The 24,304-nt window shown below is 65.5% G+C and carries 30 protein-coding genes; 16 read left to right on the top strand and 14 right to left on the bottom strand.

Annotation, left to right across the window (positions count from 1 at the left end; all coding sequences use genetic code 11):
* Positions 1-18: 18 nt before the first annotated feature.
* The 3 genes from QX124_RS04535 to QX124_RS04525 form a co-directional block, all read right to left on the bottom strand.
* Complete coding sequence (locus QX124_RS04535) at positions 19-213, bottom strand: 4Fe-4S dicluster domain-containing protein (RefSeq protein WP_006609648.1); 195 nt, start codon at positions 211-213, stop codon at positions 19-21.
* 360 nt (positions 214-573) lie between these two features.
* Entirely contained in the window at positions 574-2,313 is a 1,740-nt protein-coding gene (gene nifA / locus QX124_RS04530; RefSeq protein WP_315796461.1) for a nif-specific transcriptional activator NifA, read from the bottom strand.
* Between the two features lie 425 nt (positions 2,314-2,738).
* Complete coding sequence (locus tag QX124_RS04525; protein ID WP_315796460.1) at positions 2,739-3,587, bottom strand: SDR family oxidoreductase; 849 nt, start codon at positions 3,585-3,587, stop codon at positions 2,739-2,741.
* Between the two features lie 373 nt (positions 3,588-3,960).
* Here QX124_RS04525 and QX124_RS04520 point away from each other — a divergent pair, with 373 nt between their 5' ends.
* Positions 3,961-4,827 (top strand): xanthine dehydrogenase, encoded by an 867-nt coding sequence (locus QX124_RS04520; protein ID WP_315796459.1) that lies wholly within the window; start codon positions 3,961-3,963, stop codon positions 4,825-4,827.
* A gap of 65 nt (positions 4,828-4,892) precedes the next feature.
* On the top strand, positions 4,893-5,135 hold the full coding sequence (locus QX124_RS04515; RefSeq protein ID WP_315796458.1) for a bacterioferritin-associated ferredoxin: 243 nt from the start codon (positions 4,893-4,895) through the stop codon (positions 5,133-5,135).
* Between the two features lie 82 nt (positions 5,136-5,217).
* Here QX124_RS04515 and QX124_RS04510 read toward each other — a convergent pair whose 3' ends face one another.
* From QX124_RS04510 to QX124_RS04495, 4 genes are all read right to left on the bottom strand, one after another.
* A complete protein-coding gene (locus tag QX124_RS04510; RefSeq protein ID WP_315740938.1) occupies positions 5,218-6,078 on the bottom strand; it encodes an SDR family oxidoreductase in 861 nt (286 codons plus the stop codon).
* Between the two features lie 268 nt (positions 6,079-6,346).
* Positions 6,347-6,502, bottom strand: a complete 156-nt coding sequence (locus tag QX124_RS04505; protein WP_315740937.1) for a hypothetical protein — start codon at positions 6,500-6,502, stop codon at positions 6,347-6,349.
* Positions 6,503-6,561: 59 nt separating this feature from the next.
* Positions 6,562-6,750: a DUF2934 domain-containing protein gene (locus QX124_RS04500; protein WP_315741023.1), complete on the bottom strand. Its 189-nt coding sequence runs from the start codon at positions 6,748-6,750 to the stop codon at positions 6,562-6,564.
* Between the two features lie 205 nt (positions 6,751-6,955).
* Positions 6,956-8,302 (bottom strand): ATP-binding protein, encoded by a 1,347-nt coding sequence (locus tag QX124_RS04495; protein WP_315796456.1) that lies wholly within the window; start codon positions 8,300-8,302, stop codon positions 6,956-6,958.
* Between the two features lie 154 nt (positions 8,303-8,456).
* Here QX124_RS04495 and QX124_RS04490 point away from each other — a divergent pair, with 154 nt between their 5' ends.
* The gene (locus QX124_RS04490) at positions 8,457-9,077 is read left to right on the top strand and encodes a response regulator transcription factor (RefSeq protein ID WP_315713180.1); all 621 of its coding nucleotides are present in this window, start codon (positions 8,457-8,459) and stop codon (positions 9,075-9,077) included.
* 85 nt (positions 9,078-9,162) lie between these two features.
* Positions 9,163-10,008, top strand: a complete 846-nt coding sequence (gene fghA, locus QX124_RS04485) for an S-formylglutathione hydrolase (RefSeq protein WP_315796455.1) — start codon at positions 9,163-9,165, stop codon at positions 10,006-10,008.
* Positions 10,009-10,656: 648 nt separating this feature from the next.
* Here fghA and QX124_RS04480 read toward each other — a convergent pair.
* Positions 10,657-11,136: a DUF3280 domain-containing protein gene (locus tag QX124_RS04480; RefSeq protein WP_315796621.1), complete on the bottom strand. Its 480-nt coding sequence runs from the start codon at positions 11,134-11,136 to the stop codon at positions 10,657-10,659.
* A gap of 142 nt (positions 11,137-11,278) precedes the next feature.
* On the opposite strand from QX124_RS04480, the gene QX124_RS04475 reads away from it, so the two are divergent.
* The 5 genes from QX124_RS04475 to QX124_RS04455 all read left to right on the top strand — a co-directional run bounded on the left by QX124_RS04475 (position 11,279) and on the right by QX124_RS04455 (position 15,948).
* A complete protein-coding gene (locus QX124_RS04475) occupies positions 11,279-12,487 on the top strand; it encodes an ABC transporter substrate-binding protein (protein ID WP_315796454.1) in 1,209 nt (402 codons plus the stop codon).
* A gap of 221 nt (positions 12,488-12,708) precedes the next feature.
* On the top strand, positions 12,709-13,677 hold the full coding sequence (locus QX124_RS04470) for a YVTN family beta-propeller repeat protein (RefSeq protein WP_315796453.1): 969 nt from the start codon (positions 12,709-12,711) through the stop codon (positions 13,675-13,677).
* Positions 13,674-14,489: an ABC transporter ATP-binding protein gene (locus tag QX124_RS04465; RefSeq protein WP_315756252.1), complete on the top strand. Its 816-nt coding sequence runs from the start codon at positions 13,674-13,676 to the stop codon at positions 14,487-14,489. Before QX124_RS04470 ends, QX124_RS04465 begins: the two co-directional genes overlap by 4 nt.
* Positions 14,486-15,340, top strand: a complete 855-nt coding sequence (locus QX124_RS04460) for an ABC transporter permease (RefSeq protein ID WP_315741281.1) — start codon at positions 14,486-14,488, stop codon at positions 15,338-15,340. The genes QX124_RS04465 and QX124_RS04460 overlap by 4 nt, the downstream gene beginning before the upstream one ends.
* A complete protein-coding gene (locus QX124_RS04455; protein WP_315796451.1) occupies positions 15,337-15,948 on the top strand; it encodes a hypothetical protein in 612 nt (203 codons plus the stop codon). Before QX124_RS04460 ends, QX124_RS04455 begins: the two co-directional genes overlap by 4 nt.
* 32 nt (positions 15,949-15,980) lie before the next feature.
* Here the strand turns inward: QX124_RS04455 and QX124_RS04450 are convergent, their stop codons facing one another.
* The gene (locus QX124_RS04450) at positions 15,981-16,541 is read right to left on the bottom strand and encodes a PQQ-dependent catabolism-associated CXXCW motif protein (RefSeq protein ID WP_315771589.1); all 561 of its coding nucleotides are present in this window, start codon (positions 16,539-16,541) and stop codon (positions 15,981-15,983) included.
* On the bottom strand, positions 16,538-17,419 hold the full coding sequence (locus tag QX124_RS04445) for a substrate-binding domain-containing protein (protein ID WP_315796450.1): 882 nt from the start codon (positions 17,417-17,419) through the stop codon (positions 16,538-16,540). Before QX124_RS04445 ends, QX124_RS04450 begins: the two co-directional genes overlap by 4 nt.
* Positions 17,420-17,580: 161 nt before the next feature.
* On the opposite strand from QX124_RS04445, the gene QX124_RS04440 reads away from it, so the two are divergent.
* Together QX124_RS04440 and QX124_RS04435 are read left to right on the top strand one after the other, a co-directional pair.
* Complete coding sequence (locus QX124_RS04440; protein ID WP_315796449.1) at positions 17,581-18,507, top strand: quinoprotein relay system zinc metallohydrolase 2; 927 nt, start codon at positions 17,581-17,583, stop codon at positions 18,505-18,507.
* 56 nt (positions 18,508-18,563) lie between these two features.
* Positions 18,564-19,385, top strand: coding sequence for a quinoprotein dehydrogenase-associated SoxYZ-like carrier (locus QX124_RS04435; protein WP_315796447.1), 822 nt, complete (start codon positions 18,564-18,566; stop codon positions 19,383-19,385).
* Positions 19,386-19,405: 20 nt separating this feature from the next.
* On the opposite strand, the gene QX124_RS04430 is transcribed toward QX124_RS04435, so the two are convergent.
* Positions 19,406-19,765 (bottom strand): hypothetical protein, encoded by a 360-nt coding sequence (locus tag QX124_RS04430; protein ID WP_315741275.1) that lies wholly within the window; start codon positions 19,763-19,765, stop codon positions 19,406-19,408.
* A gap of 86 nt (positions 19,766-19,851) precedes the next feature.
* Between QX124_RS04430 and QX124_RS04425 the strand changes: the two genes are divergently transcribed.
* From QX124_RS04425 to QX124_RS04410, 4 genes are read left to right on the top strand one after another with little or no spacing between them, the layout of a single operon-like run.
* Positions 19,852-20,832, top strand: a complete 981-nt coding sequence (locus QX124_RS04425; RefSeq protein ID WP_315796446.1) for an ABC transporter substrate-binding protein — start codon at positions 19,852-19,854, stop codon at positions 20,830-20,832.
* On the top strand, positions 20,832-21,569 hold the full coding sequence (locus tag QX124_RS04420) for an ABC transporter permease (RefSeq protein WP_315741273.1): 738 nt from the start codon (positions 20,832-20,834) through the stop codon (positions 21,567-21,569). Before QX124_RS04425 ends, QX124_RS04420 begins: the two co-directional genes overlap by 1 nt.
* Complete coding sequence (locus QX124_RS04415; RefSeq protein ID WP_315741272.1) at positions 21,559-22,269, top strand: ABC transporter ATP-binding protein; 711 nt, start codon at positions 21,559-21,561, stop codon at positions 22,267-22,269. The genes QX124_RS04420 and QX124_RS04415 overlap by 11 nt, the downstream gene beginning before the upstream one ends.
* A gap of 40 nt (positions 22,270-22,309) precedes the next feature.
* The gene (locus QX124_RS04410; protein WP_315741271.1) at positions 22,310-22,657 is read left to right on the top strand and encodes a hypothetical protein; all 348 of its coding nucleotides are present in this window, start codon (positions 22,310-22,312) and stop codon (positions 22,655-22,657) included.
* A 30-nt stretch (positions 22,658-22,687) separates the two neighbouring features.
* Here the strand turns inward: QX124_RS04410 and QX124_RS04405 are convergent, their stop codons facing one another.
* Entirely contained in the window at positions 22,688-22,900 is a 213-nt protein-coding gene (locus QX124_RS04405; RefSeq protein ID WP_315741270.1) for a hypothetical protein, read from the bottom strand.
* Positions 22,901-23,115: 215 nt separating this feature from the next.
* Here QX124_RS04405 and QX124_RS04400 point away from each other — a divergent pair, with 215 nt between their 5' ends.
* Positions 23,116-23,424: an EthD family reductase gene (locus tag QX124_RS04400; protein WP_315796444.1), complete on the top strand. Its 309-nt coding sequence runs from the start codon at positions 23,116-23,118 to the stop codon at positions 23,422-23,424.
* Between the two features lie 168 nt (positions 23,425-23,592).
* On the opposite strand, the gene pqqA is transcribed toward QX124_RS04400, so the two are convergent.
* A complete protein-coding gene (gene pqqA, locus QX124_RS04395) occupies positions 23,593-23,673 on the bottom strand; it encodes a pyrroloquinoline quinone precursor peptide PqqA (protein ID WP_009031067.1) in 81 nt (26 codons plus the stop codon).
* A 217-nt stretch (positions 23,674-23,890) separates the two neighbouring features.
* Positions 23,891-24,283 carry a hypothetical protein gene (locus QX124_RS04390; protein WP_315796442.1) on the bottom strand — a complete coding sequence of 131 codons (393 nt, stop codon included), beginning with the start codon at positions 24,281-24,283 and terminating at the stop codon, positions 23,891-23,893.
* Positions 24,284-24,304: the final 21 nt, after the last annotated feature.

The following is a 24,304-nucleotide window of genomic DNA, read 5'->3' as shown; positions in this document are numbered from 1 at the left end:
TTTCCGTCGCGGCCCGCGTCAGGCGGGCACGCAGGTGTCCGGCACCGGACAGACGGCAGCGCATTGCGGCGCGTCGAAGTGGCCCTCGCACTCCGTGCACTTCTTCGGATCGATGATGTACATGTCGTTCTTCAGCCGGATGGCCGCATTCGGACATTCGAACTCGCAAGCCCCGCAGACCGTGCATTGTGAGGCGATGATCTTGTAGGTCATGTGCAGCTCCCCGCGATCCCTGCGACATCGGACGACGTCATTCACGGGGTATCTTTCAAGCCGCGTGCCAGAGAGCATTTGGTTGATTTCTAAGGAGGATTCTAAAGATCGCTACGCCGGTCAGCTGTCGCTCTCCCGACAGCATGTCGCAAGTGCGACAGGCCGCATGAAGTCGCGTGCGCGTTTGGGTCGAGCCCCCGCCACGAAGGCAGTGAGCTCCCCTCCCCCCTGCGGGGAGGGGAGCCGACCGTCGCCGGGGCGCGATCTCGAGTTTCACGACTATCGTTACGCGGGCGACAGCATGCACGTGAAAAAAAAAGGGGCGCGCCATCTGCGCGCCCCTCATGAGACCCAACCCGCTCAGAACCGCTTGACCTCGATATTGTGCTTCTTCAGCGCGTAGCCGATCTGACGCGGCGTGAGGCCGAGCAGGCGCGCGGCCTTGGCCTGGACCCAGCCGGACCGCTCCATCGCCTGCACGATGCGGTCGCGCTCCGGCACCGCGCCGCCCTCCGTGCTCTCGGAATACTCGCCGTCATCGGCATCGATGACCGGCAACTCGACGGGAGCCTCGATCGGCGCCGACGTCCGCGGCAGGATCGGCAGCGGCACCATGGGCTGGCCGCGCGGCGGCGGCGGGGTTACCGTGTTGCCCTTCCACAGGATCGCCGACATGCACTCGTTGCGGCTGCAGGCGAAGTCGTCCATGCTGATCGCCGAGCCCGTTGCCATGGTCGCGGTCCGTTGCACGCAGTTCTCCAGCTCGCGCACATTGCCGGGGAAGCCGCAATGCATCAGCACCTCGATCGCGCTGACGTCGAACGTCAGGTCGCGCTCGTTCTCGCAATTGAAGCGGCGCAGGAACTCGCGCGCCAGCTGCGGAATGTCGCTGCGACGCTCGCGCAACGGCGGCAATTTGATCGGCACCACGCTGATCCGGTAGTAGAGGTCGGCGCGGAACTCGTTGCGCGACACCGCCTCCTCGAGGTTGCGGTTGGTGGCGGTGACGATGCGGACATCGACCTTGATGGTCTGATTGCCGCCGACGCGCTCGAACTCCTGCTCCTGCAACACGCGCAGGAGCTTGGCCTGGAACGCCGGCGAGATCTCGCCGATCTCGTCGAGGAACAAGGTGCCCTTGTCGGCCAGTTCGAAGCGGCCCTTGCGCGCGTTGATCGCGCCGGTGAAGGCGCCCTTCTCATGGCCGAACAGCTCCGACTCCAGCACCGTCTCTGGCAATGCGGCGCAGTTGATCTTGATGAACGGCCGCTTCGCGCGATTGGACAGTTCATGGATCGCCTTCGCCACCAGCTCCTTGCCAGTGCCCGATTCTCCGCGCAGCAGCACCGGCGCATTCGACTTGGCGACGACGTTGATCTTCTCCAACAATGCGCGCAGCGCCGGGCTGTCGCCGACGATGCCGTCGACCAGCACCTTCTTGCGATCCTTCGGCGCCGGCTTCAGCTCCGACAGCTCCTTCTGCAGCCGGTGGCTTTCCGCCATCAGCCGCTCGCGGTCACGCGCGACGACCCGATGAAGCTTGATGGTCTGGCCGATCAGGTTGGCGACCATGGTCAGGAAGCGAACGTCGGAATCGAGCCGGAACACGGCGCGGCCGTCCCAGACACGGTCGATCGTCAGCGTGCCGACGACGCGCTGGTCGATGCGGATGGGAACGCCAAGGAAGGACACGCGGGTGTCGGCACCGACGCCGAGCGTCACCGCGTCGGCGGCGCTGAAGGCGGGATGATCGGCGACGTTCTCCGCGATCAGCGGCACGGCGGTGGCGACGATCTGGTCGATCGCCTTCTGCGGCAGACGTTCGCGATAGCGCTGATCGCTGCCTTCGCTCCACCCGGCCCCGACTGCGAGATCGGGAATGCCGTCATCGGCGAGCAGCGACACCACGCCGTGGCGCATCTGCATGAAGGACTGCAGCAGGTTGACGACATTGGCGAGGGTGATCTCCAACCGCGTCGGCGCCGCCAGGATCTTCGAGATTTCGAAAATGCCCGTCAGGGCGATCTCGCTGAGCGGGATCGGAGCGGCGTTGGACCTGACGTCCTGAGCTTCGACCTGACGTGTTTCCGTTTGGACCATGGCCGCTTCTCTGATCGTCACGAACGCCTCGGTGAAGCCGCCCGTGATTGTAGATGTTCTAACATCCTCCCCCAACTGCAGATGATTGTCGTGCCTAACTTTGCTGCATTGCCGCAGAAGTAGTGTGCAACGGACAGAACAGAAAAGCTGCAGGCTTTCATGATGTTAACAAATGAGTTTGCACCCGTCACGATGCGTGCATTGCACGTCACCGCGGGCGGCAAAGACGGTGCGCCTAACGATTTCGCGTTGTCTTCTCGACACCTAATATCCGCGCATTCGTCGGCCTGTTTGCGACCGGATCGCAACGGACAACACTGAACACCAACTTTCCACCGTCGGCCCGCCGCTCGTCGCCTTCGGCTGCAAGCCATGGGTATGACGTGTTCACATCCGCGTGTCGGCAGCGCGCGGCTGTGATCAACCTAGAGGTGCTGCCCCCCGTTGATCTGGATCTCCTCGCCGGTCACGTAGCTCGCCGCATCCGAGCACAGGAAGAACAGCACCTTGGCGACCTCCTCCGGAGCGCCGATCCGGCGCATCGGGATCAGCGGCGAGAACCGCGCCTCGGTCTCCGGGGACACCATCTCGGTCTTGATCTCGCCCGGCGCGATGGCGTTGACGCGGATGCCATGCGGCGCGAAGTCGTGCGCCATCTCGCGGGTCAGGCAGGCGAGCGCCGCCTTCGAGGTCGCATAGGCGGTGCCCGCAAACGGATGGACGCGGGTGCCGACGATCGACGTCACGTTGACGACCGCGCCCTGCCCGCGCTTCAGCTCCTCGAACAGCCCGCGCGCGAGCAAGATCGGTCCGAGAAAGTTAACGTGAAAGACGGTCATCCAGGTCTCGACCGAAGTCGACAGAGAATCCAGCCGGCCGCCGTCGCCGGCCTTCGGAGAGATCGCGGCATTGTTGATCAAGGCATGCAGCGGCGCGCCGTCGAGCCGCTGCTTGATGTCGGCAATCGCGCGCGGGATCGCCTTGCGATCGCTGAGATCGACCTGGACGTGGTTGTCGGGACCGGCGTCCCACGGACAGCGAGCACCGTCGAACGGCTGGCGCGAGCAGGTGATGATGCGCCAGCCGGCGTCGGAGAACAGCTTTGCGGTCGCATGACCGATGCCGCGCGAGCCGCCGGTCAGCACGAGCGTTTTCTGCTCAGCGCGCGCGGGCCGCTCGGCGGCCGCCATGTCTCGATGGAACGGGCACGCCGCGATGGTCTCGGCCGCCGCCATGGCGGGCTCGCGGACGTCCTGGTCGAGAACGAGACTCACGTCATCCGTCCTGATCCTGCGCCGCAACGCCACCAGGACGCCGGCTGCCAAGCTTCGGCTGCTGCCTTTGCCTCAGACGTGGTCTGGGCGCAGGCTCCGCGACGATCGGAAATATCAGCGGTATTGCCATGCGCCGGTTGTGCAGATTCCGGGCCAGCGAAAACGGCGGGCAAAGCAGCCCTTTTCTGTCGGGTTCGCGACAGATTGGCGCGTTCTGGACACATCCAGCGTCGGCTTTGTGCTGCGTCCTTTGCAAGACCTTCAAAGAGCGATCGTTTTCAAAACGATGGCTGATGGTCCAACTCTTGCTCGACGCATTTGAACGGGACGGCTTGCCAGCCGCACGACGACAGCCACGAGACGCCAACGCCGTATGAACCGGGACATCGGGACGAATGCAGTGCGCTTCGCCGTGGTCCTCGGGACCAACGACGTCGCGTCCGCGATCGGCGTGCATCTGCATCGTGCGGGCTTCTGCGTGGTGCTGTCGCATGATCCCAATCCGCCGGTCATGCGCCGCAAGATGGCGTTTCACGACGCCCTGTTCGGCGACACCGTCCGCATCGAGAACGTGACCGGCGAGCGCATCGAGAGCACGATGGAGGTGTTCAAGGCGCTCGGCGATCCCCGGCACGTCCTGGTCACCCCGCTCGGGTTGCTCGATCTCCTGCCGGTCCGTACCATCGACGTCCTGATCGACGCGCGGATGCAGCGGCGCGAGGTGACCCCGAATTTGCGCGGCATGACGCGGCTCTCGATCGGCATCGGTCCGGGCTTCTCGCCATCAGCCAATTGCGATATCGCGATCGAGACCCGGCCGGACCGGCTCGGCCAGATCGTGCGCGAGGGCTGGACGCTGGCAACGGATGATGTGGGCGCGCTCGTCGGCGTCGAGCGCCTGGTGCGTTCGCCGCATGAGGGCCGATGGCATACCCCGATCGAGATCGGCACGCGCATCTACAAGGGCTTCGTGATCGGCCATCTCTCCGGCGCACCGGTCACGGCCCCTTATGACGGCATCCTGCGCGGCATCGTCCGCGACGGCAGCGACGTGCCGGCCGGCATCGCGCTCGCCGAGATCGATCCACGTGGCCGCCATGCGCAGTGGACCGGGATCGATGCGCAGGGACAGGCGCTCGCCCAGGCGACGCTGGCCGCAATACGGCTGCACGCCGCAAACTGCATCAGGACGAGCGCGAGCGTGCCCGCCGATCAGATCGTTTCGAACGATTCTGATTAGCCCGTATCCGACGCGCCGGCCTTGGCATCCCGGTTGCTTATCGTTTGCAGGAGCGAGCAACAGCCATGATCATCTGTTCCTGCAACGTCATCAGCGACACGGCCATTCGCAACATCGTCACGGCGGCCGACATCACCTTCGGCTCGCCGGCGCAAGTGTATGATTGTCTCGGCTGCACGGTCCAATGCGGCCTCTGCTCACGCTCGGTGAAGCGGATCCTCGACGAGCGGCAGGGTGATACGGCCGCTGCGGCGGTGTGGCCGGTGCAGGCCGAGCCCGCGCCGTGCGCGATGATGTCCGCCGCGTAGCACCGGCACGGCTTATGACGTGCCGACGTCACGCACTTGTCGGATGTCGGACAAATGCGACAGCAGACGATGTGCACCGGTCTCAGATGAACGGCTTGCCGCCGGTGACGGCAACCGTCGTCCCCGACGTGTAGCTCGACAGGGGATCAGCGAGCATCACATAGGCGGTCGCCAACTCGGCCGGCTGACCGGCACGCTTCATCGGCACCTGCTGGCCAAAGCTCTTCACCTTCTCCTCCGGCATGGTCGAAGGGATCAGCGGCGTCCAGATCGGACCGGGGGCCCCGGCGTTGATCCGGATGCCCTTCTCGGCCAGCAACTGCGCAAGTCCGCCGGTGAAGTTCTGAATGGCGCCCTTGGTGACAGCATAGGCCAGCAGACCGGGGTTGGGCATGTCGGCATTGATCGACGCGGTGTTGACGATCGCGCTGCCCGGCTTCATGTGCGGCACCGCCGCCTTGGTCAGGTAGAACATCGCATGGATGTTGGTGCGGAAGGTCAGCTCCCACTCCTCGTCGGAAATGTCGCCGATGTCGCTGAAGGATGCCTGATGCGCGGCGTTGTTGACGAGAATGTCGAGGCCGCCCAGTTCGTCGACGGCGCGCTGGATGATGGCGCGGCAATGCCTGGCGTCCTGGATGTCGCCGGGCATCAGAATGACCTTCCGTCCCTCCTTTTCGATCAGCGTCTTCACCTCGCCGGCGTCATCATGCTCGCTGAGATAGGCGATGACCAGATCGGCGCCTTCGCGCGCATACGCGATCGCCACCGCGCGGCCGATGCCGCTGTCGCCGCCGGTAATGACGGCCTTCATGCCCGCGACCTTGCCTGATCCCTTGTAGCTGGTCTCGCCATGGTCGGGCCGCGGCTCCATCCGGGCTGTGGTGCCCGGCATCGGTTGCGACTGCGGCGGAAACGGCGGCTTCGGATAGTGATCGGACATCGCGGCTCTCCTGACGAATGCTGCAACGTCAATCGCAGCACGGCATCAGCGTTCCTGCTGCCGAGCTCGGAGGCCTCAGCTCGGTCCGCGCGTGCCGGGCAAACCGGATTCGGCGAGGATGACGCCGCAGCAACGGAAGCAGATCCCTCACGACCCGACCCAGGTCACACTGCCTGACCTGGAAAATCGGATTCGTCTGGCGAACTATCGACGGGAGAACCATCGGCACGCGCGACGCAGCGCGTGCCAACGGGTCTTGCTTTAGTCGTTAGTGGGTCTTGGTCTCAGCCCACTTCTCCAGATCCTTCTTGGAATCGGAGCGCTGCTCCTTCTCCGGGTTTCCTGTCCATGGCTTGTCGGTCTGCTTGATCGATCCTTCATCGGTCCGCTGACGCGGATCGTCCTTCGGTGTTTCCTTGCTCATCGGTTCGTCCTTTGATCGTTTGAGGATCGCTAGCCGGACCCCCGCGCTACGCACGGCGTTCAACCCGGCAGCATCGTCGGCGGCGGCGTCGTCGCTTCGTCGTGCAACTGCTCGATCTCGCGGATTTCGTGCTCGGCCTGGTGCCAGAACTCATCCTCCCGGCCCTGCGGCTGCCCGGCCTGCTCCCACAGCGCGTGAGCGCGCTTGCGGATGCGGTCCTCGAGGCCCAATTCGTCGATTTGTCCCATGGCTCGTCCCTGATTGCAGCAAGCTCTGTTCTCCTCGGACACGAGGAAGGCGAAGACGTGCATCCGGCGCACGTCCTGCTTGGGCAATGGAGAACGTGGGGCGATGTTCCACGGCAAGGCCGTGTTGACGATGATGCGCCGCAGGCGACGACAGTTCCGGTGTGGCACTGTCAACGGTGAGGACGGGCCGTCGTCTCGTTCCGGCCTAAGCCGCGTCGGCCGGCACCATGGCCTCGATCGTGACGCCCGTGCCGGTGGAGGCCACCGTCAGCGTGCCGCCGAGCGCCAGCAGCCGCTCGCGCATGCCGGTGAGGCCGAATCCGAGCTTGTGCTCCGGGCTGAATCCGCGGCCGTCGTCGCGGACGCGCACCCGCGTGTAGCTGCGGCGGTGGCCGGCCGTCGTCTGCTGCAGCGGCTCGATGGTGACGTTGACCGCGGTGGCCTCGGCGTGGCGGAACACGTTGGTCAGCGCTTCCTGCACCACCCGGTAGATCGTCAGCTCCGCCGTCTCATTGCTGCGCACGACCATGTCGGTGAACCTGGTCTCGATCACGACCTCCGGCCTTGACTCCTGCCACAGCCGCACCAATGCGCCGAGCGCCTCGCGCAAGCCCAGCTCGGCGAGACCCACGGGCCGCAGCCGCTCGAGGATGCGGCGGTTGAACTGCTGCACGGCGTTGACCTGGTCGAGGATCGCCTGGCCGTGCCGGCGCATCGCCGCGACGTCGAGCGTCGCAGCCTCCGGCAGCCGCATCAGCGCACTGGCATGGGCGCGCAGCGCGAATAGATGCGGCCCGAACTCGTCATGCAGCTCGCGCGCGATCTCCTTGCGCTCGTGGTCCTGCAACGACACCGTGCGCTCGGCCAGACGGCGCTTCTCCTCCACCGCCTCGCCGAGCGCGCCGGCGAGATGGTTGAGCTTGGCGCAGAGCGCCGCGAGCTCGGGCGCGCCGCCCGGCTTGACGCGGGTATCATAGGCGCCGGCCTCGATCCGGCTCATCGCCTCCGATAGATCCGCCAGCGGCGCCAGCGCGCGGCCGACCACGAGCATGGTGATCGCGAACAACGCCAGCCCGACCAGCGAGCCGACGACGAGCTGGGTGACGATGCCGTCCCAGATCTCCGCGATCTCGTCGTCGGGATGCGACGTGATCACCAGCGTGTCGCTCCGGCCGGCGACGATGACCGGCATGCTGACCGAGGTCTTGTCGGGATGCACCAGTGCGATGAACCATGCCGGCGCCGCGCGGCCGACGCCCGGAGAGGGCGGGGTCTGCGCCGGCATGCCCTGCCGTCTCACGCTGACGTGACGAAGCTGTCGGAGATCACCGACGATCCGATCGAGGCGCGCGCTCGGATCCGGCGCGTCGTTGACCTCGTCCATGATGGTCTCGACGAAGGCCCGCGTCAGGCGGATGACGCTCTGGTCCTCGGCCAGCACGCGCGGCGCCGCCTCCAGCACGAGACGGCCGATGTTGATGGCGAGGCCCAGCGTCAGCAGCAGCGCCAGCAGCACGTTGATGCGGGTCCGCAACGACCAATTCTGCCACATTCTCTCCGCCTCAAAGCCACCGGGTTTCACGCGTCCTCACATTGACAGACAAATCCGCCGGCGATCTAATTGCAACATGATGCCAGACCGCGCAGCATGCATCCATGATGCATCGCAACAATGACGCGAGTTGGAAGTCCGGGACCCCAAGGCCATGCGCGTACTGATCGTCGATGACCATCCCATTGTGGCATCGGGCTGCCGGGCCCTGCTCTCGACCGATCCGGACCTCGAGCTGCTCGAGGCCGCTGATGCCGAGAGCGGCGAAGCCAGCTTCATCGCGCGCCGGCCGGACGTCTGCGTCGTCGACATCAACCTGCCGACCGTCTCCGGCTTCGAGCTGGCGCGGCGCATCCTCGCCCACGATGCCAACGCCCGGCTGATCATGTTCAGCATGAACGACGATCCGGTGTTCGCGGCGCGCGCCATCGACATCGGCGCCAAGGGCTACGTCTCCAAGAGCGGCGACCCGAACGATCTCGCCGAGGCGATCCGCGAGGTCGCGCGCGGCGGCAGCTATCTGCCGCCGGCGATCGCCCGCAGCATCGCCTTCGCGGGCGCCGCGGTCGCGCAGAGCCCGCTGGCGAAGCTGACCTCGCGCGAGCTCGAGATCCTCCGCCTGCTCAGCGCCGGCAAGAGCCTGTCCGAGATTGCCTGGCTGATCCACTCGTCCTACAAGACCGTCGCCAACACCTCCTCGATCATCCGCCAGAAGCTCGGCGTGCGAACATCCGGCGAGTTGGTGCGTTTGGCGATCGAGAACGGCGTCGCTTGACTCGCCCCGATTGAACGACGCAGCTTGACACGCGTTGGCGGCACGCGCGCCAGCGGCCCGACATCATTGCCGAACAGGTGATCCCATGACCCTCACGACCGTCTCCCAGAACAAGTCCCATGGCGGCGTCCAGGGCGTCTACCGCCACGCCAGCCAGGAGACCAAGACCGAGATGACGTTCTCGGTGTTCGTGCCGCCGCATGCCGACGGCGCGAAGCTGCCGGTCGTCTGGTATCTCTCCGGCCTGACCTGCACCCACGCCAACGTCACCGAAAAGGGCGAGTTTCGCGCCGCCTGCGCCGAGCTCGGCCTGATCTTCGTGGCGCCCGACACTTCGCCGCGCGGCGACGGCGTGCCGGGCGATCCCAACAATGCCTATGATTTCGGCCTCGGCGCCGGCTTCTATGTCGACGCGACCGAGGCACCGTTCGCGAAGAACTACCGCATGTGGAGCTACGTCACCGAGGAGCTGCCGAGCGTGGTCGCGGCGAACTTCCCGGTCGACCCGCGCCGGCAGTCGGTGATGGGCCACTCGATGGGCGGCCATGGCGCGCTCACCGTGGCGCTGCGCAACCCGGACCGCTACCGCGCGGCCAGCGCGTTCTCGCCGATCGTCGCGCCCTCGCAGGTGCCGTGGGGCGAGAAGGCCCTGGGCGGCTATCTCGGCGCCGACAAGGCGGCGTGGCGCAAGCACGATGCGGTGACGCTGATCGAGGACGGCGCGCGCGTCTCCGACCTGCTGGTCGATGTCGGCACCGCCGATCAGTTCCTGACGCAGCAGCTGCGCCCCGAGCTGCTGAAGGCGGCGTGCGAGAAAGCGAACATCCCGCTCTTGCTGCGCAAGCAGGAAGGCTACGACCACAGCTACTACTTCATCTCGACCTACATGGCCGATCACCTGCGCTGGCACGCGGCGCGGCTCGGCCGCTGATATCAGCCGCGGACGTGATTTGCCCGACGGGTGCGATGACGCGCCCGTCGAGGCGATTTTGTCTCCCCGGCGCCTGGATTCCACGTGCGCGACGAGGCGGATTTCGCTCGGCGCCACAAGGCGATCCCAGTGTCCAGCCCGGCGGCGACAAAAATTTCACTTTCGTTTTTACGGAAATCGTGATTGTTTAGCCCCATCCCGCCTCGTCGAGAGGGCGTATCGCGGTCGTCACGAACGTGGAGGTGGGATGCGGTGGACGCCGGCGGCGCGCAGCATGCTCAGGGCATCACATGCCCCGTGAGAGCGTGCGGACGAACGCGTCACGGCGTACGGCCAAGTCGCGTGGTCCTGGCATCCCGATGCCGATGCCTCCGCGGCGGCGTGCTCACAGCGCGTCGTCGCGCACGGTGACCAGAAAGCCCGGCGCACCGGGGAGAACGCGAAGCAACCGTTAAGACCATCCGCGCAGGGAGGACCGGGATGTCCCAGCCGAACCTGTGGTACCTGCCGCCTGCATTTCTTTCTGCAGGCGGGCCATGGGGGCGGCAGGCTCCCGGCCTTCCCTGCGCCTCTTGTTTTCCAAGGGGCGACCGACACGCAAAGCTCGGGCGTCATCCGCCGCGAGAATGCACCGTCATATCTCGTCGGCTACTGCGCCTGCGGCGCGCCGTAGTTCGGCGCCAGCAGGCGGTTGCGGACGAGCCAAGCCATGGTGCGCGTCCAGGATTCGTCGGTGTTGCCGCGCATATCCGCAGTCATCGCCGCGACCGGCTTGCCGGTGTGAACGTCGCGCAGATAGATGTTCATGTTGAGGATGAGATTGGAGACCTTCTGCACCGTCCCGGTGATGGCGAGATCGGCGCCGATGTCGCCCGCGAGCTTGACGTCGCAGCCGCCGCAAGCCTGCAGATTGCTGTGGTGCGCCGCATCGTTAACGGGAGCGATGTCGAGCACGCGAAAACGTCCGGAGTCATGTAGCGCCGCGCGCAGTTGCTCGGCCGCATGCGCCAGCCTGTTCTGCTCGTCCTGGCGCGGGCCCTGCACCTCGCCCTGCAGGCTGGTGTCGATCAGCTCGAAGTCGAACACCGCCACCTTGGTCGGCTCGGCATGCACTGATGTCGCAGACATCAGGATCAGGAACGCGGGGAGAACGGCAGGTTTCAAGGTCGTGATCCGAAATGACGCGACAGCGGCCAAAAGTGGGGTTGAAAGCTAGGCCAATTCGTTCATCTTGCAAAACGAAACCTCGCCGGACAAGGACGAGGGAACAATGGGAGGACATGTGGTCCTGGGAGTTCTGGCCCGATCTCTGATGGGCGCGATCGGCCTCATCGCCGCCGCAACTGCCGCCAGCGCGGCGGATCCGGTCGACATCGCGATCGGCTATCTCGGCCGCGCCAGCGTGCCGCAGACCTTGTCGCCGCTCGACCAGCCTGCGGCCGATGATGGCGTGGCCGGCGCGAAGCTCGCGATCGAGGACAACAACACCACCGGCAAGTTCCTCAACCAGCGCTTCACTTTGATCGACCGCCGCGTCAAGGATGACGAGGACGCCGCGCAGGCCGCCAATGAGCTCGCCGGCAAGACGGGATTCGTCCTCGTGGACCTGCCGGCAGATGCGCTGCTGAAGGTCGCAGATGCGTTGCGGGGCCGCGGCGTCACCCTGCTCAATGTCGGCGCCACCGACGACCGGCTGCGCGAGCAGGACTGCCGCGCCAACGTCATCCATGTCGCGCCGACGCGCTCGATGTTGGCCGATGGCCTCGCGCAATATCTGGTCTGGAAGCAGTGGAAGCGCTGGCTGCTCGTCACCGGCTCGCACGACAATGACAGACTGTTTGCCGATGCGCTGCGCCGCGCCGCCACGCGCTTCGGCGCCAAGATCGTCGAGGAGCGCACCTTCGCGGACACCGGCGGCGCGCGCCGCACCGACAGCGGTGTGACCTTGATCCAGCGCCAGATGCCGGTGTTCACGCAGAAGGCGCCGGCCTATGACGTGCTGGTCACCGCCGACGAGAGCGAGGTGTTCGCCTCCTATTTGCCCTATCGCACCTGGGATGCGAGGCCCGTCGCCGGCTCCGCTGGCCTGCGTCCGACCAGTTGGGATCCTTCACAGGACCAATGGGGCGCCACCCAGCTGCAGAACCGCTTCATGAAGCTCGCGTCGCGCCGCATGGACGCCTTGGACATGCAGGCCTGGATGGCCGTGCGCATGGTCGGCGAGGCCGCCTCGCGCACCAACTCCGGCGACGCCAAGACGATGACCGACTACCTCAAGGGCCCGAACTTCACCATCGCCGCCTTCAAGGGTACCCGCCTCTCGCTGCGCGACTGGAACCTGCAATTGCGCCAGCCGATCCTGCTTGCCGACGGCCGCATGATCGTCTCGGTCTCGCCGCAGGAGGGCTTTCTGCACCAGGTCTCCGAACTCGACACGCTCGGCGTCGACCGCCCCGAAACCAAGTGCAAGCTGCAATGATGTCGGATTGGATGATGTTGATGAAACTGTTTGGTCCGACACAGACGGCGCCGGGTGAGGGGGACTCTCCAAGCACCGTGCTCGTGGAGAGAGCCCCTCACCCCAACCCTCTCCCCGTGAAGAACGGGGAGAGGGAGCGCACCGTCTGCGCCGCGATATCTCGAGTTCAGCGGACGACTAGTCGAATTAGGAAATTGCGCGATCAACCTGGGAAGCGCACTGTGTTTGCAGCCTGCCTGCTCACCGCCGCGCTGTGCCTGGCCTTCATCGCCCCCGCCTCCGCCTACGTCGCCTTCGTGTCCAACGAGAAGGGCAACACCGTCTCCGTCATCGACACCGACACCTGGACCGTGACCAAGACCATCAAGGTCGGCCAGCGGCCGCGCGGCATCGCGTTCACGCGTGACGGCAAGTTCGTGATGGTCGCGGTCGGTGACGACGACACGATCCAGGTGATCGATGCCAAGAAGATGGAGGTGGTGGACACCCTGCCCTCCGGCCCCGATCCCGAGCTGTTCGCGCAGGACGCCGCCGGCAAGACGCTCTATGTCGCCAACGAGAACGACAACACGGTCACGGTGCTCGACCTCGAGAAGCGCGTCCGCATCGGCGACGTCCAGGTCGGCGTCGAGCCCGAGGGCATGATGCTCAGCCCGGACGGCAAGATCCTGATCTGCACCTCCGAAACCACCAACATGGCGCATTTCATCGACACGGCGACCCGCAAGATCGTCGCCAACGTGCTGGTCGATGCGCGGCCGCGCTATGCCGAGTTCAAGAGCGACGGCTCGGAGCTGTGGGTGTCCGCCGAAATCGGCGGCACCGTCTCGATCATCGATCCGGCCAAGCGTGAGGTCACCGGCAAGATCAAGTTCGCCGTGCCCGGCCTACGCAGCGAGGCGATCCAGCCGGTCGGCATCGGGCTCACCAAGGACGGCAAGACCGGCTTCGTTGCGCTCGGCCCGGCCAACCGTGTCGCCGTGGTCGACGGCGCCACCCACGAGGTGAAGAAATATCTCCTGGTCGGCCAGCGCGTCTGGCACCTGGAGTTCACGCCGGATGAGAAATATCTTCTGGTCACCAACGGCGTCTCCAACGACGTCTCGGTGATCGACGTCGCCGCGCAGAAGGTGATCAAGACCATCCAGGTCGGCGAGCTGCCCTGGGGCATCACGATTGCACAGCCATGACGACGCAGAACGCACCCGCTCTCGACTCGACAGGCTCTGCATCGCAGACGGCGCCCGAGCAGGTCCCCGCGCTGTCGGTCGCCGGCGTCAGCCATTCCTACGGTGCACGCAAGGCGCTGAACGACGTCAGCTTCGCCGTCCAGCCTGCGAGCTTCACCGCCCTGCTCGGCCTCAACGGCGCCGGCAAGAGCACGCTGTTCTCGCTCATCACGCGGCTGTTCGCGGTGCAGACCGGCCAGATCGGCATTTTCGGCCATGACATCGGACGGACGCCGGGCGAGGCGCTGCGACTGCTCGGCGTCGTGTTCCAGCCGCGCACGCTCGATCTCGATCTGTCGCTGACCCAGAACCTGCTCTACCACGCAGCGCTGCACGGCATCGCCCGCCGCGAGGCCCGCGCGCGCAGCGAGGAGCTGCTGGCGCGGATCGGCCTCGCCGACCGCGCCGGCAACAAGGTGCGCGACCTCTCCGGCGGCCAGATGCGCCGGCTGGAGATTGCTCGCGCCCTGCTGCACCGGCCGCGCCTCTTGCTGCTCGACGAGGCCACCGTCGGCCTCGACGTCAAGGCGCGCGCCGACATCGTCGGCCATGTCCGCCAACTCGTCGCCGAGCAGGGCATCGGCGTGCTCTGGGCGACGCATCTGTTCGACGAGATCGCGGCGACCGACGATCTCGTGGTGCTGCATCAAGGCCGCGTGCTGGCGCGCGGGCCCGTCCCGCAGGTCATCGCCGAGGCCGGTGCGACCGACGTCAACGCGGCGTTCGCGCGGCTGACGACCCAGGCCAGTCCGGCGCGGAGCTCCGAGCCATGACCGTCACCACCGTGCACGCCCCCCCACCCACACGCAGCGGCTTCTCGGCCGGCGAATACATCACTTGCCTCACCGGCATCGTCTGGCGCGAGGGCCTGCGCTTCCTGCATCAGCGCGAGCGCTTTGTCTCGGCGCTGGTGCGGCCGCTGGTCTGGCTGTTCATCTTCGCCGCCGGCTTCCGCCAGGTGCTGGGTATCTCAATCATTCCGCCGTACGAGACCTACATCCTTTATGAGGTCTATATCGCACCCGGCCTGATGGCGATGATCCAGTTGTTCAACGGCATGCAGTCGTCGCTGTCGATGGTCTATGATCGCGAGATGGGCAACATGCGCACCTTGCTGGTGAGCCCGCTGCCGCGCGGCTATCTCCTGTTCTGCAAGCTGCTCGCCGGCACCGCCGTCTCGGTGCTGCAGGTCTATGCGTTTCTCGCCATCGCCTGGTTCTGGGACATCACCCCGCCGCCGATGGGCTATCTGACGGTGCTGCCGGCGCTGATCCTGTCCGGCCTGATGCTCGGCGCGCTGGGCATGCTGATTTCCTCCGGCATCAAGCAGCTCGAGAATTTCGCCGGCGTCATGAACTTCGTGATCTTCCCGATGTTCTTCGCCTCGTCGGCGCTCTACCCGCTCTGGCGGGTCGAGGAAGGCAGTCCCTGGCTGGCTTATCTCTGCGAAGCCAACCCCTTCACCCACGCGGTCGAGCTCATCCGCTTTGCGCTGTACGGCAAGCTGAACTGGGTTTCGCTCGCGGTGGTCGGCGGCTGCACCGCCGTATTCATGATCGGCGCGATCCTGGCCTATGATCCGTCGCGGGGTTTTGTCAGGCGTGGTCCCGGAGGCGAGGCATGAGGTTGAGAACGATACTGGCGGCCGTCGCCATCGCTGCGTCAGCCAGTGCTGCGCAAGGCGCCGATCCGCGCTATCCGGACTGGCCCTGCCCGCAGGCCAAGGTGCCGGAAATCTCCATCGCGGCGGTGTGGTCCGGCCCGCCGATCGACGATGTCGGCGCGAGCTGGAAGGACGATGCGAAGGTGGCCGAGCTCGTCGCCAAGCTTGCCGCGCGCCGTATCCCGCTGGAGCAGGCCCAGAAGGACGCCGCCGATTTCCTCACCGGTACGGCCGAGGAGAAGACACGCAAGGGCAAGCTGCTGTTCGTCGGGCTGTTCGACACGCTGAACGCGCAGCGGACATCGGTCATGAACGGCCTCGAGCGCGTCATGCGCAAGCAGCGCGAGGCCGTCGACAAAGTGCGCGGCGACACGATCAAGCTGCAGGAGATGCAGAGCAGCGCCGCGCCGGATCAGGCCAAGGTCGAGGAAATGACCAACCAGTTGAACTGGGAGACGCGCATCTTCGAGGATCGGCGTCGCGTGATGAAGTTCGTCTGCGAGGTGCCGACCGCAATCGACCAGCGCCTGTTCGCGCTGGCCCGGGAGATCCAGCAGGACATGGAGTAGCTGTTTTGATGCGCTCTCGCCACCCTCCCCGCTCACTCCTCAGGCCGCGGCTCAGGCTGCGTCTGCTGCAGCGGCAGGTCGGCGCGGCTCCAGCCGTCGGTCCCGTCGGGATACCAGGCGACGTTGCGATAGCCATAGGTCAGCGCGCGCCTGGCGGCATTCCACGACATCCAGCAGTCTTCGAGGCAGTAGAACACGAGCAGACGACCGAGGTCGCCGCCCGACGCGTGCGCCAGCCCGCGCTTCAGATAGTCCTCGGTCTGGGGCGCCAGCACACCATAACCGGTGTCGGGCAGCCACATGCTGCCGGGAATGTCCAGGCGCGGCTGCTCGCGCCACACCGTCCCTGCCGGCAGATTCTTCGGCTTGGGCGGGCGCGGCAGCACGTCGACGAAGGCGGCCGATTTTGCGCGCCAGATCGCCTCGGTCTCCCGCGTCGACAGCACGCGCGCACCGGCCAGGGTCGTCGGCACCGGCGCGCGGTAGTTCTCGGTCCGGTAGCTGTCCGGCTCCGGCACGAGATCATCGGCTCGCACCGCAGCGGCGATCAGCAGCACGCCTGCCAACGCCGCCGCGGCGAGCCGAACGATCATGGCGATGTCTTCGCCGCAGCCTCGGCGGTGATCAGATGATTGCTCTCGTCCAGCAGCGGCACCCCGAAGTCCAGCAGGATCTTGTTGATCTCACCCTGGTTCTCCTGGATCAGCCTGTTGAGCTGACGGCGCCAGTTCTGGTCCGCGCCGCGGACGCCCATGGCGATGCGATAGATCAGCTTCGGCCCGCTGGTCTCTTTCACCAGCGGCGTCACGTGCAGCTGCGGGCTCGCCTGCTTGGCGTAGTACCCGGCCATCGGGCCCCACAGCACGCCGGCATCGATATCGCCGGACTTCAGATCGTTGATCATCGCCTCTGCCGAGGAATCGACGCGGGTGTCGATCATCAGCGGATAGGGCTTTGCGGTCGGCATCAGCCCGGCCAGCGCCATGTTGGTCGCCGGCGGCGTGCCCGCCACGATGCCGATGTGCTTGCCCTTGAGCTTGGCATCCTCCAGCGTCGTCACATCGGCGAGATCGGAGCCCGGCTTGGTCACGATCGCGTAGGCCGTCCGGTAATAGGGACTGGTGCTCTGCACCAGGTCGTCCCCTTGGGGAAAGCCCATGATCACGTCGCAACGGTGCGAGCCGAGCGTCATGCGCACGAATCCGGTGGCCTGCGGGAAGAACGTGTAGTCCACCTTCTTCTGCAGCTTGGCGGCAAAGAACTCGGCCAGCTTGTTCTCGAAGCCGTCGCCCTTCTCGTTCGAGAACGGCAGGTTGCGCGGATCGGCGCAGACCCTGAGCACCTTGGGATCGACCAGCTCGATCGACAGGTCCAGGCCGTCATTGCTCTGGGCGTAGGAGGCGGCCGGCCCGAGCAGAGTGAGCCCCGCGGCAACGGCCAGCGAGCAGGCAAGTTTGTGACGCTTCGTCATCCGTATTTCCATCCCTATCGAACGCATCGCGGTATTTTTGAAAATGCTAGGCCGCCGGCCGCTCCGGTGCAACAGCCGCCGTCATCGCGAAGAGTTGACCAATTGCTGCACCGCAACGTCCATCGTCTGACGCACACCTCTCACGCGAGCAAGGCAAGCCGATGGTGAGACAATTGATCATCGCGATCACCGCCTGGGGGGCGCTGGCGCTCGGCAGCGCCGCTCTTGCCATGCCGCCGGAACTCGAGGTCAGCGAGATCGCGCCCGGCGTGTTCGTTCACATCGGCCAGACCGCGCTGATGAACGCGGCGAACGAGGGCGCCATCGCCAATGTCGGTTTCATCGTCGGCAACGACGCGGTCGCCGTGATCGACACCGGCGGCAGCGTCCGCGAAGGCCGCGCGCTGCTGGCTGCGATCCGCGCCCGTACCGCCAAGCCCGTGCGCTACGTCATCAACACCCACGCCCATCCGGATCACGCATTCGGCAACGCGGCATTCGAGGGCGACGGCACGCGCTTCGTCGGCGCCAAGAACCTGCCGCGCGCGCTTGCATTGCGCGGACCGCACTACATCGAGGCGTTCCGGCGCCTGATGGGCGCCGAGCTGATCGACGAGGTCCGTCTCGTCGCCCCGTCGATCCTCGTGGACGACGAGATGATGCTCGACCTCGGCGGCCGTACCCTCACGCTCAAGGCCTGGAGCACCGCGCATAGCGACTGCGACCTGTCCGTCTATGATGACCGGAGCAGGATCTTGTTCGCCGGCGATCTCGTATTCCTGCGTCACATCCCGGTGATGGATGGCAGCCTGCGTGGCTGGATTTCCGACATGGCCGCGCTCGCGACCATCCCGGCCGAGCGCGTCGTCCCGGGCCATGGCCCTGTCAGCCCGTGGCCACTGGCGCTCAGCGACGAGCGTCGCTACCTCGACATATTGGCCCACGACGTTCGCGGGCTGATCAAGGCGGGCAAGCCGATCGCGGACGCCGCTGGGGCCGCCGGATCGGAGCGCGGCAAATGGGAGCTGTTCGACGACTACAATGCCCGCAACGCGACTGCGGCATTCTCGGAAATGGAATGGGAATGAGGGCGGCGACGCGCTATGATCGTTAATTCACCCGACTGCCCGAGGAGGATTGCGCCATGATCCGGCTCCACCTGCCGTCCACCCTGCTTCTCGGGGCATGCCTCGCGTTTACCTTCGCACCTGCGAAGGCCGCTGATGGTTACGATCCCTGGCCGGGACTAGTCCAGGACATCTTCAACAACAAGGCGATGCAGGACGGCAGCAATGTGCTGTCGATCGAGATGCCGACGCGCGCCGAGGATGCCTCGGTGGTTCCGGTCACCCTGCGCAGCAAACTGTCGCCCGCCGACGAGCGCCGCATCAAGACCATCACGCTGGTGATCGACCAGAATCCCGCGCCCATGGCGGCCAAGTTCACGCTCGGCGCGGACGCCAACGTGACCGCGATCTCGACGCGGGTCCGCGTCAACAACTACACGGATGTGCATGCGGTGGCCGAGCTCACCGACGGCCAGCTCTATGTGGTCAAGACCTTCGTCAAGGCTTCCGGAGGCTGCTCGGCCCCGGCGGCGAAGAATCCGGACGAGGCCAAGGCGCGCATCGGCCAGATGCGCTACCGGCAGTTCACGCAGAGCAGCGACGGCGCCACGAGCGGCATCCGCGAAGCGCAGGTCATGGTCGGGCATCCCAACAATTCCGGGCTCCAGATGGACCAGGTGACGCAGCTCTACATTCCGGCCTTCTTCATCGACCGGCTGACGCTGTCGCAGGACGGCAGCCTGGTGCTGTCGGTCGAAGGCGGCATCTCGATCTCGGAGGATCCCAATATCCGCTTCACCTACGTGTCGAACGGCGCCAAGCAATTCCGTGCGGAAGCGAAGGATACGCAGGGCCACGTGTTCGAGCACGACTGGCCGGCCGACGGCTCAGGAACTTGATGCGGCAGAGCGGCAGCGCTTCAGAAGCATCTCACTTCGGCTTCGGCCTGCGCCCGACGGAGATCGTTCAGCGCGTTGGCGGCCTGCTCGGACGTGCGGAACTGGGTGCCGAGAGTGCTGTGCACCTGGGACATGCTGAGGACGGTCTCGGCCGTGACGTAGCGCTCATAGGGAAGGATCGAGGCGATCACGTCGATCGAGCAGGAGCACTGCGCGATCGCCTCCCGGGTCTCGCCATTGGACTTCATGCAGCCGAACACATATTCGGCCCGCGCAGAGGTCGGATAGTCGTTGAGATCCTCGGCGTGAGCCGACCCGCGCAGCGCGATCATGGCAATGAGGGTGGCGACAATCGGTCCTACCGGAACAGCACTACGCATCACAGTCCTCCGCGGCATCGCAGCCGAAGCTATGCTAAGGGAATGAGGCTGAAAAGAACACATCTCGAGGAAATGCAGACGGGCTCATGACGCAGATCGGTCGTTTGTTGATGGCGATTGTCGCCTGCGCCCTGCTGCCGGTCACGGCATGCTGCGCCGCCGAGACCGTCAAGGTTGCAGTGCAGAAGACCGGCACCTTCGCCTGGGAGCTGGCCGTGATCCGCGCCCGCCAGCTGGACAAGCAGGCGGATATCGCGATCGATGCGGTCGAGCTTGCGAGCCCGGAGGCCGGCAAGATCGCGCTGCGTGCCGGCAATGCCGATATCATGGTATCGGACTGGCTGTGGGTGTCGCGCGAGCGTGCGCTCGGCGCCAAGCTGACCTTCTATCCCTATTCGAGCGCGCTCGGCGCCGTGATGGTGCCGGCGACCTCACCGATCAAGACGCTTGCCGATCTGAAGGGACGCAAGCTCGCGGTGGCCGGCGGCCCGCTCGACAAGAGCTGGCTGCTGCTGCAGGCCACGCTCAAGCGCGACGGCGTCGATCTGAAATCGCAGGCAACCATCACCTACGGCGCGCCGCCGCTGCTGGCCGCCAAGCTGGCCGACGGCGAGATGGATGCGGGCTTGAACTTCTGGAATTTCTGCGCGGCCCTGGAGACCAAGGGCTTCCGCCGGCTTGCCGGCGTCGAGGACCTGCTGCCGCCATTCGGCGCCAAGGGCCGCACCGCGATGATCGGCTATGTCTTCGACGAGGACTGGGCCGCCAAGCATCGCGATCTCGTCGCACGCTTCCTAACCGTCACGGCCAAGGCCAAGGAGATCCTGGCGACTTCCGACGCCGACTGGCAAACGATCGCCCCGCTGACCGGCGCACAGGACGACGCCACCTTGCGCGCCTATCGCGACCGCTATCGCGAAGGTATTCCGCGCCGGCCGGTGGCAGAGGAAGAGGCCGACGCCCGCGTTCTCTACGGCGTTCTCGCCTCGATCGGCGGTCGCGATCTGGTCGGCCCCGCGACTGAGCTCAGTCCCGGCACCTACTACAGGGCGGATGCGAGGGATTAGTGCTGCGGCTGTTGTCCTTTGCGCTTCTGCTCGCCACCTGGTGGATTGCCGCGGCTGTCGCCGGCAGCGCCAAGCTGCCATTGCCATCGGCCGTGCTTGCGGTTGCGGTGGCGGAGGCGCGGTCCGGCGCGCTGTTTCTGCATCTCGGCGCAACGCTCGCCCGCGTCGCCCTCGCCTTCACTCTGTCGATGGCACTCGGCTCGGCAATCGGCTTTTTGATGGGGCGCAGCCAGCTCGCCAACCGCCTCGGCGATCCCTGGCTGATCCTGCTGCTCAATCTGCCGGCGCTGGTGGTGATCGTGCTCGCCTATATCTGGGCCGGTCTCACCGAGGTCGCTGCGATCGCGGCGATCGCGATCAACAAGCTGCCGACCGCCGTCGTCACCTTGCGCGAAGGCGCCCGCGCGCTCGATCCATCGCTCGACGAGATGGCCAAGGTGTTTGCCTTTTCGCGCGGACGCATCCTCCGCCACGTCCTGCTGCCGCAGCTCGCACCTTATATTGCGGCTGCCGCGCGCTCCGGCCTTTCATTGGTCTGGAAGATCGTGCTGGTGGCCGAACTGCTCGGACGGCCCAACGGCATCGGCTTCGAGATCGGCGTCGCCTTCCAGCTGTTCGACATTCCGCTGCTGCTCGCCTACTCGCTCAGCTTTGCTGCCGTGGTGCTGGTGATCGAGGCCGTCATCGTCCAGCCGTTCGAGCAGCGCGCATCGAGGTGGCGGCTCCGTGCGGCTTGAGGTCGATATCAGGTCCAAGAGCTACACCAGCGCCAATGGCAAGCGCCAGGAGGTGATTGCGGGCATTGCTTTTGCGCTGCAGCGGGGCGAGGTCGGCGTCGTCGTCGGCCCCTCCGGGTGCGGCAAGAGCACGATGCTGCGGATTCTCGCCGGTCTGGACAACGACTATCAGGGCCAGGTATCGCGGCCTGAGGGAGCCCGGCTGGCGATGGTGTTCCAGGAGCCGCGGCTGCTGCCGTGGCGATCGGTGGAGGACAACGTCCGGCTGGCAGCGCCCGGTGTCGCCGAGGACAGGCTGGCCGCGATCTTCGGCGTGCTCGAGCTCGAGGGACATCGCAGCCATTTTCCAGGCGAGTTGTCGCTCGGCCTCGCCCGCCGCGTCGCGCTGGCGCGCGCCTTTGCGGTCGAGCCGGATTTCCTCATCCTGGATGAGCCGCTGGCTTCGCTCGACGACGCGCTCGCCGCGCGGCTGCGCGAGGAGATTGCGACGCTGGTGGCCAACAGGCCGATGATCACGCTCCTGGTCACGCACAGCATGGACGACGCGGCGCGGCTCGGCGACCGGATCTTCCTGCTATCCTCGCGCCCCGCCCGTCTGCTTCATTCAGTCCCGATCGACCTGCCGCGCGCGCAGCGCAACAACGACACCGTTGCGGCGACCAAGGCCGATCTGGCGCGACTGGATTTTTCCGTGTCATAGTCATGGCAATCAAAGGACGTCGGAAACCCAGGGAAATGCCATGAAACGCGAACTCGCCGTGACGGCAACCATTCTGTTCGCCATGCCGCTCGCAGCCGTCGCACAAAGCAAGGGCATCCGGCTCTGGAATCTGACCACCGCAACGATGACCGGTTTTCAGCTCTCTCCGGCCGGCCAGAACAACTGGGGTCCGAACCAGACGCTGAGCGACAAGGACAAAGAGCTCGATCACGACGAACGGCTGAAGCTCACCGGCATCGAGCCTGGGCGCTACGACGCCAAGGTGAGCTATGCCGGCGAGCGGCAGTGCGTCGTACGCGGCCTCGACATCAAGGCCGACGCCGTGATCTCGGTCGCGGACAAGGACCTCAAGGAGTGCACGAAGTAGGCAGCCAGCGCGCCGACGGCCAAACCGGCCTCAGGCCTTGTCGTTAGTGTGCGGATATTCGCAGCGCCACCGCACTGCCGTCCATTTCGGGTGCTCGCCGATCCACTGGGCGATGTAGGGCGGCGCCTTCATCGCGCATTGCTGCAGGGAGGCGCCGCCATCTGCGAAAACGAGATGCTGCTCCTCGCAGGTGGCCGGAGACAGGACTGCGCAGACGGTGATGACGAGATCGATGGGGCTCATGGCTCGTTGTCCTTCAATAAGCCTGAAGCAACGTACCTGAAACTACGACATCCGGCTGCATCAGTTTCTCTTTGCACAACAAATTATCCAGCGGAACCAAGGCTGGAACGACCATCCCCGGGCCAAGCCGGCCCTGACGCTTGATCCGAACCGGCAGATCGGCTGCAATGGACTCGGTCGATCGACCTCAAAAAGAGCGAATGCGGAGGAAGCAGATGCCCAAGGTTCTCGTACTCTACAAGACCCCCAAGAGCGCCGAGGCGTTCGACAAACACTACATGAACGTCCACGTGCCGCTGGCGAAGAAGATTCCCGGCCTGAAGAGCTACGATATCAGCCGCGGCCCGGTGAATGGGCCGGCGGGCGCCACCAACATCCACCTCGTTGCCACCCTGGTATTCGATTCGATGCAGGCGCTGCAGGCGGGAATGGGCTCTGCCGAAGGCAAGGCGGCGGCGGGCGATCTGCCCAACTTCGCCGATGGCGGCGTCGATCTGTATATCTTCGACACGCAGGACGTTTGATCCTTGGACGGTCCTCAGGCCGTCACCAACGTTCGGCGGTGTGCCCGTCATACCCGATCGGCCGAGAGGCCGGTCGCCGGGACGATCTCGCGGGTCGTCTGCAGAATGGATCCGCCAAGCCAGTCCGAAGCAAATTTTGCTCTTCGTGGCTTGGCAGACCGCTACGCGCTACTTGCGCGCCGCACAGGCGTACATGTTGATTTCCATGCCAACCGGCACTTCGACGATCTTCGGTGTCTTCCAGGCCATTTCAAGCTCCCAAGTTCGACTATCATTGACTGACGCATTGCTCGCGCCGACGTCGAAGCTAGGACCGCATCAGGTGGAACGCAAGGCTCCGCAACCGTGGAGCATTTCCCAGCGGTTGGCGATCGATTGAACGAAACAAAAATCCAGCCGCCTGGCTGGACGCCGTTCCGCCTCAATCCTCGTAGGACGTGCCCCCTGAGCGGGACGGCAGCTTCGCTCACGCACCGCCCGGCTGCACATAGCAGAACACATATCGATTGCGGCTCAGGAAGATGATGCCGTGCCCCGTCGGATTTCCCTTGTCCCACTTCAGCTTGTGATCGGGGACCTCGATTTCGGTACCGACATCGATGTGCGGACGGCCACGCGGCTCATCGGGACGGTCATCGGTGATGATGACATAGGTCTTGCCGTTGCGGACATGGATCTCATCGGCAAAGTAGGCGTCAGCCTCACCGCAGCATGATGCCGTCGGGACATCGGGCTGCATCAACGCCTCGTACCATTGACGCAATGCAGGATCGACCGCTCCCCACTGACCGAGATCACGCGCACTCGCACTCACCCAAAGGCAACAAAGCATGCCGAGCCAAAGGATGGTTCGTCTCATCCGCCTACTCCTCTGTTGTCC

Source organism: Bradyrhizobium sp. SZCCHNRI3043 (genome assembly GCF_032377735.1).
In the GTDB taxonomy this organism is placed as follows: Bacteria; Pseudomonadota; Alphaproteobacteria; order Rhizobiales; family Xanthobacteraceae; genus Bradyrhizobium.
Note: the sequence above shows the minus strand (reverse complement) of the source record. Positions and strands in the feature narration are given on the sequence as shown.